An 18,098-nucleotide genomic window follows, 5' to 3' on the forward strand; every position below is an offset into this window, starting at 1 on the left:
ATCTATCCAAACAAAAGTTCTAGCGTATTTGAATTCAAAAATATTTTGCAAAAAAATATTTTATGAACCTCTTTATGCATATTCCACCCTCTCATTACTTTTAAACAAATAAAACATAATCAATATGGCACGGGATATTAAAATTGCAGTAGCCGGAACAGGCTATGTCGGACTAAGTATAGCGACTTTGCTCAGCCAACACCATCAAGTAACTGCGGTAGACGTAATACCTGAAAAAGTTGAACTGATAAATAACCGTCAGTCACCTATCCAAGACGAATATATAGAACAATTCTTAAAAGAGAAAAATCTGAATTTACGTGCTACGCTTGACGGAACATCTGCCTACAAAGATGCCGACTTCGTTGTAATAGCCGCTCCCACCAATTATGATCCAGTAAAAAATTATTTCGATACGAGCCATGTGGAAGAGGTCATAGATTTGGTATTGGAAGTAAACCCTAATGCCGTGATGATCATTAAGAGTACAATACCCGTAGGATACTGTCAATCACTTTATAGCAAATATGCAGCAAAAGGTATAAAAAAATTAAACTTACTATTCTCACCGGAGTTTCTCCGCGAAAGCAAGGCTCTTTATGACAACTTATATCCAAGCCGTATTATCGTAGGTACAAAAACAGACAACGAACAACTCACCAAAGCAGCACATTCTTTTGCTGCCTTACTGCAGGAAGGAGCCATAAAGAAAGATATAGATACTCTTTTCATGGGGCTTACCGAAGCCGAGGCTGTAAAACTTTTTGCGAACACTTATCTTGCCTTACGTGTCAGCTATTTTAATGAACTGGACACATATGCCGAAATGAAAGGACTTGACACAGCGGCTATCATCAATGGAGTATGCCTCGACCCTCGTATCGGTACACAATACAACAATCCGTCTTTCGGCTATGGCGGTTATTGCCTGCCCAAAGACACCAAACAGCTTTTAGCTAATTATAGCGACGTCCCTGAAAATCTGATTGAGGCAATTGTAGAAAGCAACCGTACCCGCAAAGATTTCATAGCAGACAGAGTGCTTCATCAAGCTGGTTATTACGATTATTATAATCGGGGCGATTTTAATCCGTCAGAAGAGAAACATTGTGTGATTGGCGTTTACCGATTGACGATGAAATCAAACTCTGATAATTTCCGCCAATCATCTATTCAGGGGGTAATGAAACGTATCAAAGCCAAAGGCGCGGAAGTTATTATTTATGAACCGACGCTGGAAGATGGAAGTACATTTTTTGGCAGTCGGGTAATGAATAATCTTGATGAGTTCAAAAAACAGAGTAATGCGATTATTGCGAATAGATATGATGTCTGCTTGGAAGATGTGAAAGAAAAGGTTTATACGAGGGATATTTTTAGGAGAGACTAAAGTATGATATGATACAATATCGATTTAGCTGAAAAAAGAGTTCTTGTAACAGGTGCCACAGGATTCATAGGGAGTAACTTATGTAATAGATTACTTCATAAAATACAATACACAACAATCATAGACATCGATAACATGGTGGTGTCATGGTTTCAAACTTCACCTGCTCTGTAATGACAGAGGAGAGACAATAATATTTTGCCTTACAAGAGCTAATGTGGATGGCCGTAGCCCAAAGGACTGGATAATCCTGATAAAAGATTTGTATGGAGAAGGCTTTGCAGACAGGGGTACATCCCCAAAAACTATTCAACAGCCTGTTTGATGATGGCATCAGGCTCGCTCATGGCATTAAGACAAAAATGAAGAACAAACTCAGTCATTCTAACTCTTATCCCAAACTCACGTAATATATGTCTAAAAGAATCAACTACATTGATTATATGCGAGGTATTGCAATCATCCTCGTAGTAATGAGACACTTGATACAATTCAATGGTTTCCCAACTAGCAATCCTGCATTTGAATTTATTTACAGTTTTCACATGCCCCTCTTTTTTGCAATTATCGGATATATTACCCAAAGAGTTACAAGCATAGAAACTATATATGAATATTTCACATATTTGAAAAAGAAGTTTCTCAGTATTATTCTTCCACTAATAACCTGGTCGCTATTTATCAATCCTTATTTATTAAAAAAACAATGGGAAATATTATCTTACGAAGAAGCATTAAGAATATTACAATACCCTGGCTTATGGTTTCTCAAAATGCTATTTATCATTTTAGTATATTATGGCATCTTCAATCTGATATGCAATAAATTAAAGCCTACAAATTTTTTATGATATTTTTTTGCGATACTCCCCACCACATTGCTAACGTTAGCATCTGTATATCTGAACATTACAGAGACAAACTTGATTCTATTCACTTACGCTTTCTATTTAGGATGTTTCACTGCAAAATTTCCTATCATAGAGCGTTTATTAAACAAACAATCGGTTTATGCCATTTCTCTCTTGTCATTTTTTACATTATCTACTCACTGGAACTTTGCAGGGAATCACATAGATGATATTTATAAAATTGTAGTATCAACTTTTGCTTTTATTACCCTACTGAACCTTTGCCAGAAATTCAATTTTAACATAAAAGTAAAAAAAAACATTACAATTATTTAAACCCAATCGTTAGCAATATATATACTTCAATTTAGATTATGCAACTTTGGAAATGAAACCCTATTTATTCATATTCATAACATGAATCCGTTCGTTTTATTTTTACTCACTTTAATCGTTGCTATACCCATTTCATACATCTGCTGTATAGTTACTAAAATTATCTACACCAATTCTTTTTTAAGTTTTTTCTTATTTGGGAAAAAGAATTAGCTTCTGACAAGTAAAACATCTATAGCAACCTCCAAAAACAATTCATGAGTTCGACTGCCAACCGTGTCATAAAAAATACCGGTTACCTGTATGCGAAAATGGGCATCACCATGTTCATCTCGCTCTATACTACCCGGTTGATATTAAATTCTCTCGGAGCCAGCGATTTTGGTATTTTCAATATTGTAGGAGGAGCTATTGCCATGCTCGGTTTCCTCAATGCCGCTATGGCAAGTGCCACCCAACGTTTCATGTCCTACTGTGAAGGAGAAGGCAATAAAGAGAAACAGAAACGCATTTTCAATATCAGCTTTATTCTCCATTTTTGCCTTGCATTCATTGTTGGCCTAGCTTTACTGATTAGCGGATATTTCTTTTTCAACGGCATTCTCAATATTCCTGGGGAGAGAATCTTTGCTGCCAAAGTTGTATATGGAAGTCTGATTGTCAGCACTATGTTCACAGTGATGAGTGTTCCTTACAATGCTGTGATGAACGCTCATGAGAATATGAAATATTTTGCCATTGTAGGCATCCTGGAATCGCTGTTAAAGCTAACTGTAGCTTTTGTATGCGCATATACTAGTTTTGATAAATTAATTGTTTATGGCATATTAATGACCTGCATACCGCTCATCATTCTTACCATTATGCGAATCTATTGTCACAAACACTATACTGAATGCATTATCTCTCCACGTATGTATTGGAACAGACAGCTCATGAAAGAAATGACAACTTTCGCTGGATGGAACTTTTTAGGTTCGCTCAGTAGCATCGTCTCTCAATATGGGTTGAGTGTGGTTTTGAATCACTTTTGGGGCACCCTATTAAATACGGCGCAAGGAATAGCCAATCAAATTTCAGGACAGTTAATGACCTTTTCAAATGCCATGCTCACAGCATTGGGACCTGTCATAACCAAAAGCAGAGGCAGCGGAAACAATGTGCTAATGCTACAAGCCTCTTTATTAGGTTGCAAATATGCATATATCATCTTATCGTTTTTTGCCATACCATTTATATTAGAGACGCCTTATCTTCTTAAATTATGGCTAAAGGATGTTCCTGAATGGAGTATTGTTTTCTGCCAATTACAATTGCTAAGAAGCATCATAGAGCAACTTACCGTAACTATTGGCGCAGCCATAGCTGCACAAGGTAACATAAAAGGAATATCCTTGTATAAAAGTATACTCGGGTTCCAGCCTATCATACTCACAGCCATATTCTTCTATTATAGTTTCCCACCCTATGTTATGTACATTATATGGATTATTTGCGGAGGAATCATCGGTGGATGTGTTTCATTATATTATACAAGAAAACTATGCGATCTAAGTCTTAGGCAATATGCGAAAGTGATCTTATTGCCTTGCCTAATGCTTTCTACCGTTATGCTCTTCTTTGGGTTTATACCACAATTGATATTCTCTGAATCTTTCTACCGATTAATGGGGACGTGCTTGCTAACCACAGTTAGTATGGTAATCTTTAGCTGGAAGATTATATTAGGACAAACAGAAAAAAAAATCATAACCTCAATATTTCAAAAAAATAAAAGAAAGGTATGTTTTTGGATAAAATAAAGAAAATAAGAAAGATTAAGAGTGCAAAAGACATTACAAACTATTTATGGGGAATCAGCGTGAGAAAGACACGTGCTACTTGGCTATATCCCTTTCTCTATCGTTCTTATTGGCATTATCTTTTGCATAAATCCTCCAAGCCCAACCACCAATCAAAGAAATCCTATTACGCCGCTCGCCCGAATCCGGGAGCCGGTATCGGGCATCAGCTGGCAAATTGGATAGCCGGATATTGGTATGCCAAGCAACTCGGTCTTACATTTGCCCATATACCATTTTCAACTCCGCAGTGGGATATTTTTTTAGGATTCGGAAACGGAGAAGTCAAAGTTGAAGAGTTGAAGCGGCAAGGAATAAAGATAAGGAAACTCCCTTTGTTCACTGACGGAAATACGATAGAATTCGCTTTAAACAAGGCAATCATTCAGTCGTATGCAAATGAGAAAGTCGTTTTCATAGCAGAGCAAGACCAATTCTACAAAGCACAATATGGAGTAATGGAAGAGTTAAAACAAAAATTCCACTCTGCTCCAGCACGAAAGAATGAAAAATTAATTTATAACAAAGACCACTTTAACATAGCCATCCACGTAAGAAGAGGAGACATTATGCTCGATCCATCTAATCCTAACTTAGTTATGAGATACCTAAGCAATGATTATTTTGAAAAAGTGTTGAAACAAGTAACAGAAAACCTGCAAGCCAACAAGCCTATCCACATTTATTTCTTCTCACAAGGAAAGCCAGAAGATTATCCTGAGTTTGCACAATATCCTAATTTACATTGGTGCTTGGATATGAACGCACAAGAATCATTCCTACATTTTGCCTATGCTGACCTATTGATAACCAGCAAAAGTTCGTTCTCTTATAAACCAGCCTTACTGAATAATGGAATAAAAGTATGTCCCAAGAATTTCTGGCATGGATATCCTACTAGTAAGGATTGGATACTCGTTGAGAATGACGGAACAATTGATTTAAATGAAAAATCAAAATTCATATAAATAAACATCATCAATGAGCCATATATAAACGAAAATTTACTTTATTATCTCCATAACACTAAATATTAATAAAAATTCAAAAAGTAACTATCATGAATCCTATATCTATCTTCATCTTAAAGGTTCTCCGAAAACTATATGCAAAGACTTTTGGAGGATATGTATTACCACCGCTACAAAGGGAAGAAAATATTGATAAAATTTCAGAGATTATTTACGACTTATTATCTTCTGACAAACCATGTATGATAGCACGATTCGGCTCAACAGAATTATCTGCTATAGTCAACTATTTAGGAGTAAATACTCCACACCATTCTATTTGTAAATTTATCAAAGGGGAACAACCGGAATGGTGGTGGAATCATAATATTATGAATCAGATGCAGCAGTGGAGTGGTTTCTTTCCTGCTACTCCACAAAATATGCAACGATTTGGAGAACTGATGATAAATGATACAAAAGAAGTTGATTTATTAGGAAGTTGGCTAAAAGAAGAATATCTTCTATCTTCATATATGCCTTCTGTTCGAAAAGTCAGTCTGTTGAGTTTAGAGCCTTTTTGGGCTCAGCATCCATGGACTCGTATTTTAAAAAATAAAAAGGTTTTAGTTATCCATCCTTTTGCTGAAAGTATAAAACAACAATACACAAAAAAAGATTTACTATTCAAAAACAAAGATATTTTACCCACATTTAAGCTAAGCACTATAAAAGCAATCCAAAGTATAGGAGGAAATGATCTGTTCTCGAACTGGTTTGATGCACTGAATTGGATGAAAAATGAAATGAATAAAATTGATTATGACATCTGCTTAATAGGATGCGGAGCATACGGCTTTCCATTAGCAGCCCATGCCAAAAGACAGGGGAAAAAAGCCATTCACTTAGGTGGAGCACTACAACTTTTATTTGGTATTCGTGGCAAAAGATGGGAAAATCCTAATTATGGAATTAAAACTTTAAAACGAACAGGAGCATATCTCGGACTTGTTAATGAGCATTGGTGCAGACCAAATAAAATAGAGAGACCGACAAATGCCTCAAATGTGGAAAATGGATGTTATTGGTAAATATTAATAAAATATGAAATATAAACTTTTAGCAGTAAGTATGAATAGCCAAGTTAATATTGGCGATTATATTCAAGCATTAGCTTCTTCCCAATTTCTCCCACAAATTGATGATTTCATACAAAGAGAAGAACTAAAAAAATATGATGGTGAAGAATGTAAAGTGATAATGAATGGATGGTATATGCATAATCCTAAGCAATGGCCACCTTCTTCCAAAATCCACCCGCTATATGTAGCAGTCCATTTTAACACTTCTGCCAAAGAGATACTATTTTCTAAGGAAAGTATAAATTATTTAAAACAATTTGAGCCAATAGGATGTAGAGACACCTATACCAGAGATTTATTGCTAAAACAAGGCATAGATGCTTATTTTTCTGGCTGTATGACACTTACATTAGGCTATAAATATCAAACAAAAGAGAAGGAAGACAAATGCTATTTTGTAGATCCTTACTTCATTACTCACTGGAATCTTAGTTCATTTTTTTCAAATTTAATCTATTTAGTATTTCATTGGAAACCTATAAATATAATCGCGCACAAATATCCCGAAACAAAAAAAGGATTAAGAAAAAGGATGATACTCACAACATTTTACCGAAAATACAAACGTTACTTTACAAAAGAGACATTAATCAATGCAGAATATATTTGCCAGCAAAGTAATTATTATAAAGACAATTTTTCATCAGACGAGGCACGTTTAGAAGAAGCAGAAAAATTAGTGAAAAAATATGCCAAAGCACGCTTAGTTGTAACATCTAGAATACATTGTGCTTTGCCATGTTTAGGATTAGAAACACCTGTAATTTACACAATTGACGGAAATCAATCTGAAGTTAGCGCATGTAGATTAGGCGGTTTACAAGAACTTTTCAATATATTTGAATGGAATCAGAACCATTTAATTCCTCAATTCTCTGTAAAAGAGAAATTTTCTATAAAAAAAACGCCTAAAAATAAAGATTTATGGAAATCCTATGCAAGCCATTTAAATCGAATTTGCAAGCAGTTCATCGATGTTAAACAAATTCATTTATAATAAGCGGCACCGTTTATGTTTGCTTGTTTTACTCATAACAATGCAAGCAGGTACAATTCCTATAGGAAATCTTTATGCATGGTGGTTTATAGATTTTATAACACTATATACTCTTTGGCAGTTTAAAAAAGTAACAACCCGATATTATCTCATTGACATTTTTTTAGGATGGGTTCTAATTTCAACTATTCGAGGCATTTTCATTGCAGAGAATTATTGGGAATGGAAACAACTAATAAGTGGTTTTTTAGCATTATCTATTCCACTTTTCTCATACGCATTTGACAAACCACACATAACTGGAAGAGTTATCAGATATTGGCTAAAATATGCCATTCTACTATTTTTATTACAGCTTCCTACGCTACCTAATGGAGCGTATCACTTCTATTTAGGCCCAGTTTTTTTAGTTGGTTGTTTTATACCTATTACTCCTAGAAAATGGCAATATATCCTTATCGGTTTATTAATAATAATGCTTTCAAGCAACTTAGATGCAAGAAGTCAAGTAATAAAATCTGCCATAGTTCTTCTAATTGCAATTGGCATTTATTTTTGGAAAATCATTCCTAATATAGTATTTAAAGTTATACATTGGGCTTGTTACATAATTCCTATAGTGTTGCTTATTCTAGGTGTGACAGGCAGATTCAATATATTTGAAAATTTAGAGTCAAATAAAGGAAAATATGTTGAGAAAGTAATTATGAATGGTCAAGTCGTAGAGATCGATTTATCAACAGACACTCGTACTTTTATTTATACTGAAGTTATTGAATCTGCTATAAAGCACGACTACGTTATATGGGGAAGAACACCAGCCAGAGGTAATGATAGCAGAGCCTTCGGAGCATACAATGCTGAAATTTTAAAGACAGGAAAATATGAGAGACACAAAAATGAATTATGTCACCTCAATATTTTCACATGGCTTGGATTAATTGGAGTAATATTATACACTATTATATACTTGAGAAGTTCGTATCTAGCAATCTATAAATCAGAAAATATTTACCTACGTTTCTTGGGATGTTTCATTGCTTTCCGATGGGCTTATGGGTGGATAGAGGATATTAACAGTTTCAATATTATGAATATTTCTTTGTGGATGATGATAGCTATCGGACTATCTTCTAAGTTTAGAAGTATGAATAATAAAACATTTAAAGATTGGTTTCTCAAGTGTTTCCCTTTTTAAAACTTATTAAATAATTATGAATATACTATGGATTAGCTTCTATGGTTCTTGGACTTTACCTTTGCTCCACGAAATCAGCTCAAACAATACAGTAGGTGTAATTATTCCCCACATAGGAGGCAAAAAGAATTTAAAAGAAGAGAAGGAAGGTATTACATTTTATTCCGTTGCTTTTAGTAAACAGGAGTGTTATAGATTGATGAATTTATCCACATTCATTAAATACAAACAAGTTATCGATGAGTTTAAACCTGATATTATTCACGTACATGGCACCGAAAAGAATCTTGCACAAATTCAAAACTTTATAAAAGATATTCCTATCGTTATATCTATACAAGGTCTATTAACCGGATATAAACCTTATAGTTCCAATTACATAGACATAAAGGAAATAAAAAGATTCCGAACCCTAAAAAATTATTTGGGCTGGGGGGGAATCAATTTAATGTATAAGTATTTTAGTAGAGGTAGTGTATATGAGTCAGATATCCTTATTAAAGGTAAATATTTCATTGGTCGCACCAATTGGGACAAAGCACATGTACTATTCAACAATCCTCAAGCGCATTACTATCACGGAGAAGAACTATTAAGACCTGAATTTTATAAACATGCTGCCTCTTGGAATACAGAAACTTGCAGAAGGAATTCTATTTTTATGCCATCCGGATTTAATCCGATTAAAGGTCTCTATTTAGCCATTGAAACTATTCATCTTCTCAAGCCTTTCTTTCCTGATATTATGTTGATTGCACCTGGATTAAATTTCAATATAACTGGGAAGGACAGACTAAGCAGTAGAATATGGGGAGAAGAATATATGATTTACTGCAAACATCTCATAAAAAAATACGATTTAAAAAACAATATCACAATACTTCCTAAACAAGATGCAAACGGAATGATACAACAGATGAAAACAGCCAATGTTTTTTTATCACCTTCATCAATAGACAACAGTCCAAATGCTGTCGGCGAGGCAACCATGATAGGTATTCCTATAGTAACTACACCGGTTGGTGGAGTTACCTCATTCATGACAGATAATACCACAGCACTCTTTGGCCCTGCTGGTGATCCCTATGCAATAGCCTATCAAATAAAAAGAATATTTGATAGTGATGAATTGGCCATTAACCTTAGTGCAAACGCATATCAACTGGCATTAATCCGCCATGACAGAGTAAAGATAGCAGAACAATATCTTAATATTTACCAAACAATCATAAATGAAAATCATAAATGAAAATACTCCATTTACTCAATGAATTAAAATTTTCAGGTGCTGAAATAATGTATGTAGATGCTGCCCCTATCTTTCAAAAATTAGGGTGTGAGCTGACAGTAATAAATACAGCTAAACAATTGGGCGAATATACTCCGTATTTTGAGAAAGCGGGATACAGCATTATACACAAATATATTCCATCCTCAATCTCCGCTCATTGGAAAATGCGTAACGAATTAATCCAGTTAATTAAAAGAGGCGGATATGATGTTGTTCACATTCATCGATCTGATTTGCGTTGGATAATGTCTTATTGTGCATGGAAAGCTGGATGCAAAGCTGTATATACAACTCATAGTGTATTTCGTTCCCATTGGTACAGTTATCCACTTCACTATATGCAACGTTGGACAGCTTGCTACCTTTTTCACTGCACATTTCAAACTATAAGTGGCTCCGTAGATGCTAATGAGCACAATTACTACCATACCCGAACAACCCTTGTATATAATTGGTATGGAAGCACGCGTTTCTATCCGGCTACAAAAGAAGAAAAAAAACGAACCCGTCTAGAACTAAATATTCCACAAGATGCCTTAGTGATAATTTCTGTAGGAGGATGCAGTCATATCAAACGCCATCATGACGTTATAAAGGCCATGCCTACCATTCTAAAAAAATATCCGAAAGCCATTTATTTACATTTAGGAGAAGGAAACACTCTGGAAGAAGAAAAAGTATTGGCTAAAAGTTTAAATTTAAACCAAAATGTTCGCTTCTATGGAAATCAAAAAGATGTACGCAATTTTTTGATAGCCTCGGATATATATGTTATGCCAAGCAAATTTGAGGGAATTTCTCTCACTACTATTGAAGCTATGGCATGCAACATTCCTGCAATTCTTTATAATGTGCCCGGTCTGAGAGACTTCAATAAAGAAAAAGAATGTGCTCTACTAATTCCTGAAAGCACAGAAGTACTAGCTAAATCTATTATCGAACTTTATGAAAATCCCAAACAACAATCTACTTTAATCCAAAATGGAAAAGAGTTCGTAGATACTTATTTCAACATGGAAAAGAATGCAAGAAAAATATTCGAACTATATACAAAAAGATGAAAACCATAGCTGTACTTCTTACTGTATTCAACCGTAAAGACAAAACCATCCAGTGCCTGCATAACATAAAAGCACAACAACTTCCTACAGATATACAAACAGATATCTATATTGTGGATGGAGGTTCTACAGACGGTACTGTGGAAACTGTGAAGAAGAATTTTCCGGAAGTTCATATAAAAACTGCAAATGGACTGTTTTGGAATCGTGGAATGATTGAAGCTTGGAAAATGGCAGGTAATAGTTATGATTATTACCTTTGGCTGAACGATGACACCTTTATCCATAAAGACTGCATCAGTACCCTGCTATATGTCTCTACACAGAAAAGAGACAAAGCCATTATCATGGGTTCTACTACAGATACTCAAGGAAACGGCATACTAACTTATGGAGGTAGAGACAAGACGGGTAAGGTAGCCCAATCCTCTGATGATAGCCCTGTAGCAGTTGTGATGATGAATGGCAACATTGTCCTTGTACCCCAAGTAGTGTATAGGCAATTAGGAACACTCGATCCTTACTTCACCCATGCACGTGGTGATTTTGACTACGGACTACGTGCCCGAAAAGCAGGAATAGCAATGTGGCAGGCTGGTCATCCATTAGGAGAATGCGACCTGCACGAACGCATTGATGCTTGGTGTGACCCAGAAATACCACTTGGCAAACGTTGGAAATTGATACACCGCCCCAACGGAATGCCTCCAAAAGAGATATTCTATCTGGAGAGAAGGCACTATGGACTGGGAATCGCTTTATTTCATTATTGCACCATCCATGCAAGATGTCTTTTCCCCTCGATTTGGATAAAATTCAAATAAATACACATATATGGTGTCGCATGATGGCAAAGAAAATACCTAATACTATCTACATAGTTAAATATACAGTCTCATAAGAATCATAATGCCAAAAGATAATACTATTATTATTCAGAAAAATAAGAGAAATGAAGTATTTGACCTTGCAAGAGGAATAGCCATTATACTGGTTGTCATTGGTCATAGTGGATGTCCAGAATATCTTAGAAATTTTATTTATTCCATATGCCTGTGTTTTATACCTTTTCAGGTTATTTTTTCAATAGCAAAAAAAACATACAAGTATTTTCCTTTATAAAAAGAAAAATCGATTCTCTTTACAAGCCTTTTGTAATATATTCATTTGTTTTCTTACTATTTACAAATATATTTTACAAATCACACATAATTAGCAAGTCAATTTCGTTAGAGGATTTTCAGAAACTAGGCATCCATATATTAATCTTTAAAAACTCAATTCCTCTCCTTCCGTTTTGGTTCTTAAGGAGTCTGTTTATTATCAATGTCATCTTCTTATTTGAATACACATTTATGTTAAGAAGGAAATATGATGCCAGAATATTAATGATTATCAATCTTATCCTATTTTTCATAGGCTCATATTTTTGTATGAATGGCACTCATCTTCCTTTAGAATTGCAAAGAGAATTTATTCTTCTGCTATTCTTTACATTCGGTTTTTACTTGAAAATGACCCCGTCTATTCTTAAAATAGATAATAATTTATATCTTATTATCAGAATCTTAATATTGTTAGTATGTCCTTTTTTTGCCAAAATAGACTTAGCATATAGTATAATATTCAACCCTATAGTATTAATAGTTTGTTCTTTCTGCGGAATTACTCTTCTATTGGATTTCTGTAATTTTCTAAAGCAATGTAAACAACTAGTTATTACTAAAAAAATTCTCTGCCTATGCGGAAAACATAGTTTAGCTATCTTTGCTTTACATTTTATATCATTCAAGATAGTATCTCTAATCATTATTAATATAAAACATTTAGATATTAATCTTTTAACATCTTTTCCTACAATAAAAGACATTTCTCCCTATTGGTGGATATTTTACACTATCATTGGAGTTCTTACTCCTTTGGCATTAAATATACTCTATACTCGAATTAATAATTTCAAAAAACAACGATGAATAATCTTCTATTGACAGCAACTATAAACCCTGCTCACTATAGCAATACGAATGTCGTTTTAACAAATGTTCAAAAGAGGCTTTCACAATATGAGACAGCACTAAAGTATTACATCACGGAAAGCTCTTTTGACACAATTATTTTTGTAGAAAATTCATCTTTCGAATTCCATGCAGATATATATCACAAGTTGGCCCAAAAGCACAATAAAAGATTTGAGTATATACCAATCAATACCGACATAAAGAAAACCATACAATTAGGAAAGTCATACGGAGAAGCTGTATGCATAGAAGAAGGTATAAATAAAAGTGTCTTATTAAAAAATGAAAAAACTTTTTATAAGATAACCGGGAGAGTAATTTTAAAAAATTACTCTCTATTTACCCAATATAAAGACAATTCTTCTCGTTTCTTATTCAGAAATGATTTAAAGAAATGTTATACCGTATTCTTCAAAGCAAATATTGAAGATTATAGAAAATATTTCTTTGATGCCAAAAACAATTGTAATGAATCTCAGAACAAAGATATAGAAGCTGTTTTTTATCAAATTATCTCTGAAAAACAAATTGCAACAAAAACTTTTCATTCTTACCCTTTGCTATTGGGGACTATAGGGACAACTGGTGACAGTTACAATGATACAAATGTGGTCTTTTTCATTAAGAATCTTATGGCAAAAATGGGAATGTTTTCATATTTACCCAATGGTGGTATTATAAATATCTTAGCTAAAATACGTCTGACACTATTTAAAAAACATCACAACATATAATATGCCACTTCATAGCATCATCATCCCCGTCTATAACGTAGAGCACTATTTAAATCAGTGCATCGACAGCATCCTGTGCCAAGACTACATACCTTTTGAACTCATTCTGGTAGATGATGGCTCTACGGATGGTTCACCTATAATATGTGACGAATATGCCCAAAGAGATAACCGTGTGAAAGTCTTCCATCTAAAAAACGGAGGAGTCAGTAAAGCCCGAAACTATGGTTTAGAAAAAGCCCAAGGGGCATACATTTCTTTTGTAGACAGTGATGATTTTGTTAGCAAAGATTATTTGAAAGTCATCGGTCAAGCTATTAAAGGAGAACCCGACCTTATCACCTTTAACTATATCCGTTGGATAAATTCAGATAAACAGGAAACGGGCAGGTTCAGATTATCGGAAGGGACATATCAAGAAATAAACAAATTGTACAATGAAGCTATTTGTTTGGAAGTTGTTTCGCTATCCGTTTGGTGCGCAGTATTCAAAAGAAGTATTATCACCGCATATCAGCTACGCTTCAACGAAAATATGAAGACGTGCGAAGACTTTATGTTTTCACTCAATTTTTATCAGTACATACAAAATTATTCTGCCATAAACACACCTCTTTACTTCTATCGAGAGAACTTGAACAGTGTGACAGGGAAACGCGCATTGCAACATGCAGCAGACTATCAAATCATATTTGATAAAATAAACAGAATTCTCGAACAACAATCTTTCAAAGATGAGATAAAAGATTTGTTTCAACGCAGATGGACCCGATGGATTATTGCTTTAGTTGCCAACTACAAAACACAAAGAATAAGCAATAAGAAAATTGAAGAAGTAGTTTGCCAACAACCATATTACGATGCTATGCTACAATTTAGAAGTAAAGGCTTTTTATGCCAAACGGAACGATGGCTGCTGAAAGAAAAAGCCTTTGTAAGTATCAAATTATACTTGAATGTCATTAAGAATATCAAGTATCTGCTAAAACGTTATAAATTCTAAGATCTATGAAAATCGGATATATTCATTTAGACTGCGGAGAGTGGAGTACCGATAGCTACAACGTCCAAGAGATAGGACTGGCTAAAGCATTGGAACAGATAGGACACCAAACGACCATTGTATATTGGATGCCCCGAGAAGACAAACGGTGTGGTAAAGAAATGACCATAACTCCAAACATAAAGAAGGTCTATCTACCCTATCGGATGCGATTTGTTCACCATATTCTGCCAGATTTCCCGTTACTACTTTTTTTGGAAATAGACGTGTTTCACTTACAAAGCGATAACCTGCTCTGTGTACCGGAAGCCGTAAACTTCTGCCAAAAGCATGGGTTAAAACACTATTGCTATGTGGGGACAGTACATAGTTCTTCACCCAAAGCCATTTCACGCTGGATAATGGACAAGTTAAGCAGCAGAAACTTTTCCGCATTCAGAAAAACAAAAGTCTTTTGTAAAACTCCGGCTGTGGTTGATGAATTGAAACAGAAAGGTGTAACGAGTGCTGAATGGGCTCCTGTCGGATTAGATACAGATATTATTCCACTAACAATAAATTCTAAAGAAGAACTTAAAAAAGAGTTAGAATTACCTCACAACAAAATCATTGTATTCTTGGTGTGTGCATTAAGACCAGACAAGCATCCCATGGATATATTTCCTTTAGCAGAAATATTAGGAAATAAATACTTATTAGTACATGCGGGAACACCGTGGATGCAAACAGAGGAATATATGAAAAAATTAAAATCAAATGATATATATAAAAATATATCGTTTGTGGGCAAAATTCCAAATGAAAAAATTCATGCATATTATGAAATTGCCGATTATGTAATAAACTTTAACCCTAACGAAATATTTGGAATGGCTATTCTTGAGGCAATGTATCATAATGTAACTGTAGTGGCACGACATGCACCCGGTCCAGACTGTATCATAAAAAATGGAGAGAGTGGTTTTCTTTGTAATTCGGTAGAAGAAATGTCCCAAATAATACTTTCTGATAAAAAAGTTCAAAATGCACGGAAGCAAATCATAGAATATTTTACATGGGAATCAACAGCTAAAAAGTTTTTGGATTATATACAACATTAAATTTATTAATATATGCGTATATTCCATATTATCACCCATTTTGATATAGGAGGAGCAGAAAGGGTAGCTGTCAACATAGCTAAATCACAAACTACGGGAATAGAATATCATCTTGTAGAAGTTGTACGAGGAAATGGAGAATTTAGTCAATCTTTTATTGAAGAATTACATGATTGCAGTATTTGTTGCCATCGTTCGCATATTACAAATAATAAAATTGCAATAATATTGTTTCCTCTATGGTTTATATATCTATCATTTAAATGGAAACCGCAGGTAATCCACACACATACAGAGATACCAGACCTCAGTATCTATTTATGGAATAAAATATTTGGGTGGATATTTCCAACGATAAAATATGTCCGAACAATCCACAATACAGAATTATGGAATCAATGGCCTCAAATAGGACGTAAAGTTGAATCTTTTTTCAAGAAAAAACATGCAAATATAGCTATCAGTCAATCTACGCAACTATGTTATAAGCGAGTTTATGGAGAAACGCCATCAATAATATTCAATGGTTTACAATCTGTCAAACAAAAAAAATTCAAACATATTATAGCAAACAAAATAAATATTTTATTTGCAGGAAGGTTGGAATACCAAAAAGGAATAGACCAACTTATAGCAGTTGTAAATGCATTTAAATGCAATCCTAAATTTTATTTTCATATAGTAGGGGATGGTTCTATGAAAGAAAAAGTACACAATACTCTGAGAACATCAACCAATGTATCTTTCTATGACAAGATTTTTGGATTGAATCAATATATAGGAGATTTTAACTATTTATTCATGCCTTCAAACCACGAAGGACTTGCCTTAATGCCTATCGAAGCAAGTTTAGCACACACTCCAACCATTATTAATAATTGTCCCGGTTTGAAAGACACATTACCTGAAAAATGGCCTTTGAAAGTAAATAACAATAACATTAATGACTTTGTCCAATTAATCTTATCACTTGAAAACACAACACATTATGAAGAGTATGTAAATATAGCATATGAATATGCTAAAACTAATTTTTCTATTGAGAGAATGCAACATGAATATGAACAAATATACTTAAAAGCATGACAAATAAAAACATTCTATTCATCCTCCATCTACCCCCTCCGGTACATGGTGCATCTATGGTAGGGAAATATATACATGATAGTGCAGTTATAAATAATACCTTTAAGTGCCATTATCTAAACCTTGCATTAGCAAAAGACCTAAATGACATAGGAAAAGGTAGAATAAGAAAGTTGAAAGATTTCTATAAACAGCTAAAACAGATTAGAAAACAAATAAAAGATATAGAACCACAACTTTGTTATGTAACTCCTAATGCAAAAGGTGGTGCTTTCTACAAAGATTTTTTCGTTGTTATGCTTTTAAAAATAATGAGGCAAAACGTTATTGTGCATTATCATAACAAAGGTGTAGCTACAAGGCAAAATCGATATTTTGACAATTTATTATATAGCTTATTTTTCAAAAAACTAAAAGTTATCTTATTAGCTGAAAACTTATATCAAGATATAAAAAAATACGTCAATTATAAAGATATCTACATTTGTCCCAATGGAATACCAACTCATAAAAACACCCCAATATTTCCCCAAAATGAGTTTGAGATATTATTTCTTTCGAATATGATGGAAGAAAAAGGAGTTTGGGATTTAGTAGAGGCATGCACAATATTAAAGAAAAAAGGAAAAGTTATAAAATGCCATTTTGTTGGTAAATGGAGTGATATAACAGAAGAGAAGTTTAACAATACAATAAAAAAACAGAAACTCACGGACTCCGTTTTTGCTTACGGAGCTAAATACGGGAGTGAAAAAGATTGTTTTTTACAAAAGGCTAATATTTTTGTGTTCCCAACCTATTACAATAATGAGTGTTTTCCATTAGTATTATTAGAGGCTATGGAACAAGGACTTCCTTGCATCAGCACCAATGAAGGTGGAATCCCTGCTATTATAGAAAATGGAAAGACCGGATATATCATAGAAAAACACTCACCAAAAGTAATTGCTGAAAAAATAGAATATTTAATGGAACATCCCCAACAATGCATCAACATGGGAGAAGCAGGAAAAGAAAAATTCTTTAATGAATTTACTTTAGATAAATTTGAAATACGAATGAAAAATATTTTAGAAGATTGTATCATTTCATTATAATAT

General features: G+C 34.0%; 16 protein-coding genes and 2 pseudogenes. All 18 read left to right on the forward strand.

Features of this window, described 5'->3' with window-relative positions; all coding sequences use genetic code 11:
• Nucleotides 1–124: 124 nt before the first annotated feature.
• A complete protein-coding gene (locus tag I2F54_RS05870) occupies nucleotides 125–1,390 on the forward strand; it encodes a nucleotide sugar dehydrogenase (protein ID WP_195500718.1) in 1,266 nt (421 codons plus the stop codon).
• 18 nt (nucleotides 1,391–1,408) lie between these two features.
• Entirely contained in the window at nucleotides 1,409–1,564 is a 156-nt protein-coding gene (locus I2F54_RS16175) for an NAD-dependent epimerase/dehydratase family protein (protein WP_195500840.1), read from the forward strand.
• Nucleotides 1,530–1,767 (forward strand): annotated as a pseudogene (locus I2F54_RS05880) (transposase); the annotation flags it as partial. The gene I2F54_RS16175 and the pseudogene I2F54_RS05880, both read left to right, overlap by 35 nt.
• Nucleotides 1,768–1,803: 36 nt before the next feature.
• The gene (locus I2F54_RS16310) at nucleotides 1,804–2,241 is read left to right on the forward strand and encodes an acyltransferase family protein (RefSeq protein WP_195500719.1); all 438 of its coding nucleotides are present in this window, start codon (nucleotides 1,804–1,806) and stop codon (nucleotides 2,239–2,241) included.
• A 593-nt stretch (nucleotides 2,242–2,834) separates the two neighbouring features.
• Nucleotides 2,835–4,379: an MATE family efflux transporter gene (locus I2F54_RS05890; protein WP_195500720.1), complete on the forward strand. Its 1,545-nt coding sequence runs from the start codon at nucleotides 2,835–2,837 to the stop codon at nucleotides 4,377–4,379.
• Nucleotides 4,361–5,386 carry an O-fucosyltransferase family protein gene (locus tag I2F54_RS05895; RefSeq protein ID WP_195500721.1) on the forward strand — a complete coding sequence of 342 codons (1,026 nt, stop codon included), beginning with the start codon at nucleotides 4,361–4,363 and terminating at the stop codon, nucleotides 5,384–5,386. Before I2F54_RS05890 ends, I2F54_RS05895 begins: the two co-directional genes overlap by 19 nt.
• Before the next feature lie 92 nt (nucleotides 5,387–5,478).
• Complete coding sequence (locus I2F54_RS05900) at nucleotides 5,479–6,459, forward strand: GT-D fold domain-containing protein (RefSeq protein ID WP_195500722.1); 981 nt, start codon at nucleotides 5,479–5,481, stop codon at nucleotides 6,457–6,459.
• A 13-nt stretch (nucleotides 6,460–6,472) separates the two neighbouring features.
• Nucleotides 6,473–7,507 (forward strand): polysaccharide pyruvyl transferase family protein, encoded by a 1,035-nt coding sequence (locus I2F54_RS05905; RefSeq protein WP_195500723.1) that lies wholly within the window; start codon nucleotides 6,473–6,475, stop codon nucleotides 7,505–7,507.
• Between the two features lie 40 nt (nucleotides 7,508–7,547).
• Entirely contained in the window at nucleotides 7,548–8,705 is a 1,158-nt protein-coding gene (locus I2F54_RS05910; RefSeq protein ID WP_229097140.1) for a hypothetical protein, read from the forward strand.
• Between the two features lie 16 nt (nucleotides 8,706–8,721).
• Nucleotides 8,722–9,954: a glycosyltransferase gene (locus tag I2F54_RS05915; RefSeq protein ID WP_195500725.1), complete on the forward strand. Its 1,233-nt coding sequence runs from the start codon at nucleotides 8,722–8,724 to the stop codon at nucleotides 9,952–9,954.
• On the forward strand, nucleotides 9,951–11,057 hold the full coding sequence (locus I2F54_RS05920; protein ID WP_195500726.1) for a glycosyltransferase family 4 protein: 1,107 nt from the start codon (nucleotides 9,951–9,953) through the stop codon (nucleotides 11,055–11,057). Before I2F54_RS05915 ends, I2F54_RS05920 begins: the two co-directional genes overlap by 4 nt.
• Nucleotides 11,054–11,881 carry a glycosyltransferase family 2 protein gene (locus tag I2F54_RS05925; protein WP_195500727.1) on the forward strand — a complete coding sequence of 276 codons (828 nt, stop codon included), beginning with the start codon at nucleotides 11,054–11,056 and terminating at the stop codon, nucleotides 11,879–11,881. The genes I2F54_RS05920 and I2F54_RS05925 overlap by 4 nt, the downstream gene beginning before the upstream one ends.
• 222 nt (nucleotides 11,882–12,103) lie before the next feature.
• A pseudogene (locus tag I2F54_RS16315) lies at nucleotides 12,104–13,030 on the forward strand (acyltransferase family protein); the annotation flags it as partial.
• Complete coding sequence (locus tag I2F54_RS05935) at nucleotides 13,027–13,809, forward strand: hypothetical protein (protein WP_148359908.1); 783 nt, start codon at nucleotides 13,027–13,029, stop codon at nucleotides 13,807–13,809. The pseudogene I2F54_RS16315 and the gene I2F54_RS05935, both read left to right, overlap by 4 nt.
• 1 nt (nucleotide 13,810) lies before the next feature.
• Nucleotides 13,811–14,812, forward strand: coding sequence for a glycosyltransferase family 2 protein (locus tag I2F54_RS05940; RefSeq protein ID WP_148359909.1), 1,002 nt, complete (start codon nucleotides 13,811–13,813; stop codon nucleotides 14,810–14,812).
• A gap of 5 nt (nucleotides 14,813–14,817) precedes the next feature.
• Entirely contained in the window at nucleotides 14,818–15,912 is a 1,095-nt protein-coding gene (locus tag I2F54_RS05945; RefSeq protein ID WP_195500729.1) for a glycosyltransferase family 4 protein, read from the forward strand.
• A 12-nt stretch (nucleotides 15,913–15,924) separates the two neighbouring features.
• Nucleotides 15,925–16,998: a glycosyltransferase family 4 protein gene (locus I2F54_RS05950; protein ID WP_195207227.1), complete on the forward strand. Its 1,074-nt coding sequence runs from the start codon at nucleotides 15,925–15,927 to the stop codon at nucleotides 16,996–16,998.
• Entirely contained in the window at nucleotides 16,995–18,095 is a 1,101-nt protein-coding gene (locus tag I2F54_RS05955; RefSeq protein ID WP_195500730.1) for a glycosyltransferase, read from the forward strand. Before I2F54_RS05950 ends, I2F54_RS05955 begins: the two co-directional genes overlap by 4 nt.
• Nucleotides 18,096–18,098: the final 3 nt, after the last annotated feature.

Origin of the sequence: Bacteroides clarus, assembly GCF_015555825.1 — a bacterium.
In the GTDB taxonomy this organism is placed as follows: domain Bacteria; phylum Bacteroidota; class Bacteroidia; order Bacteroidales; family Bacteroidaceae; genus Bacteroides; species Bacteroides clarus.

Bases quoted from the DNA above. Each gene is read 5' to 3' on its own strand.
- I2F54_RS05870 (WP_195500718.1), top strand. From the start codon at position 125: ATGGCACGGGATATTAAAATTGCAGTAGCCGGAACAGGCTATGTCGGA.
- I2F54_RS16310 (WP_195500719.1), top strand. From the start codon at position 1,804: ATGTCTAAAAGAATCAACTACATTGATTATATGCGAGGTATTGCAATC.
- I2F54_RS05890 (WP_195500720.1), top strand. From the start codon at position 2,835: ATGAGTTCGACTGCCAACCGTGTCATAAAAAATACCGGTTACCTGTAT.
- I2F54_RS05895 (WP_195500721.1), top strand. From the start codon at position 4,361: ATGTTTTTGGATAAAATAAAGAAAATAAGAAAGATTAAGAGTGCAAAA.
- I2F54_RS05900 (WP_195500722.1), top strand. From the start codon at position 5,479: ATGAATCCTATATCTATCTTCATCTTAAAGGTTCTCCGAAAACTATAT.
- I2F54_RS05905 (WP_195500723.1), top strand. From the start codon at position 6,473: ATGAAATATAAACTTTTAGCAGTAAGTATGAATAGCCAAGTTAATATT.
- I2F54_RS05910 (WP_229097140.1), top strand. From the start codon at position 7,548: ATGCAAGCAGGTACAATTCCTATAGGAAATCTTTATGCATGGTGGTTT.
- I2F54_RS05915 (WP_195500725.1), top strand. From the start codon at position 8,722: ATGAATATACTATGGATTAGCTTCTATGGTTCTTGGACTTTACCTTTG.
- I2F54_RS05920 (WP_195500726.1), top strand. From the start codon at position 9,951: ATGAAAATACTCCATTTACTCAATGAATTAAAATTTTCAGGTGCTGAA.
- I2F54_RS05925 (WP_195500727.1), top strand. From the start codon at position 11,054: ATGAAAACCATAGCTGTACTTCTTACTGTATTCAACCGTAAAGACAAA.
- I2F54_RS05935 (WP_148359908.1), top strand. From the start codon at position 13,027: ATGAATAATCTTCTATTGACAGCAACTATAAACCCTGCTCACTATAGC.
- I2F54_RS05940 (WP_148359909.1), top strand. From the start codon at position 13,811: ATGCCACTTCATAGCATCATCATCCCCGTCTATAACGTAGAGCACTAT.
- I2F54_RS05945 (WP_195500729.1), top strand. From the start codon at position 14,818: ATGAAAATCGGATATATTCATTTAGACTGCGGAGAGTGGAGTACCGAT.
- I2F54_RS05950 (WP_195207227.1), top strand. From the start codon at position 15,925: ATGCGTATATTCCATATTATCACCCATTTTGATATAGGAGGAGCAGAA.
- I2F54_RS05955 (WP_195500730.1), top strand. From the start codon at position 16,995: ATGACAAATAAAAACATTCTATTCATCCTCCATCTACCCCCTCCGGTA.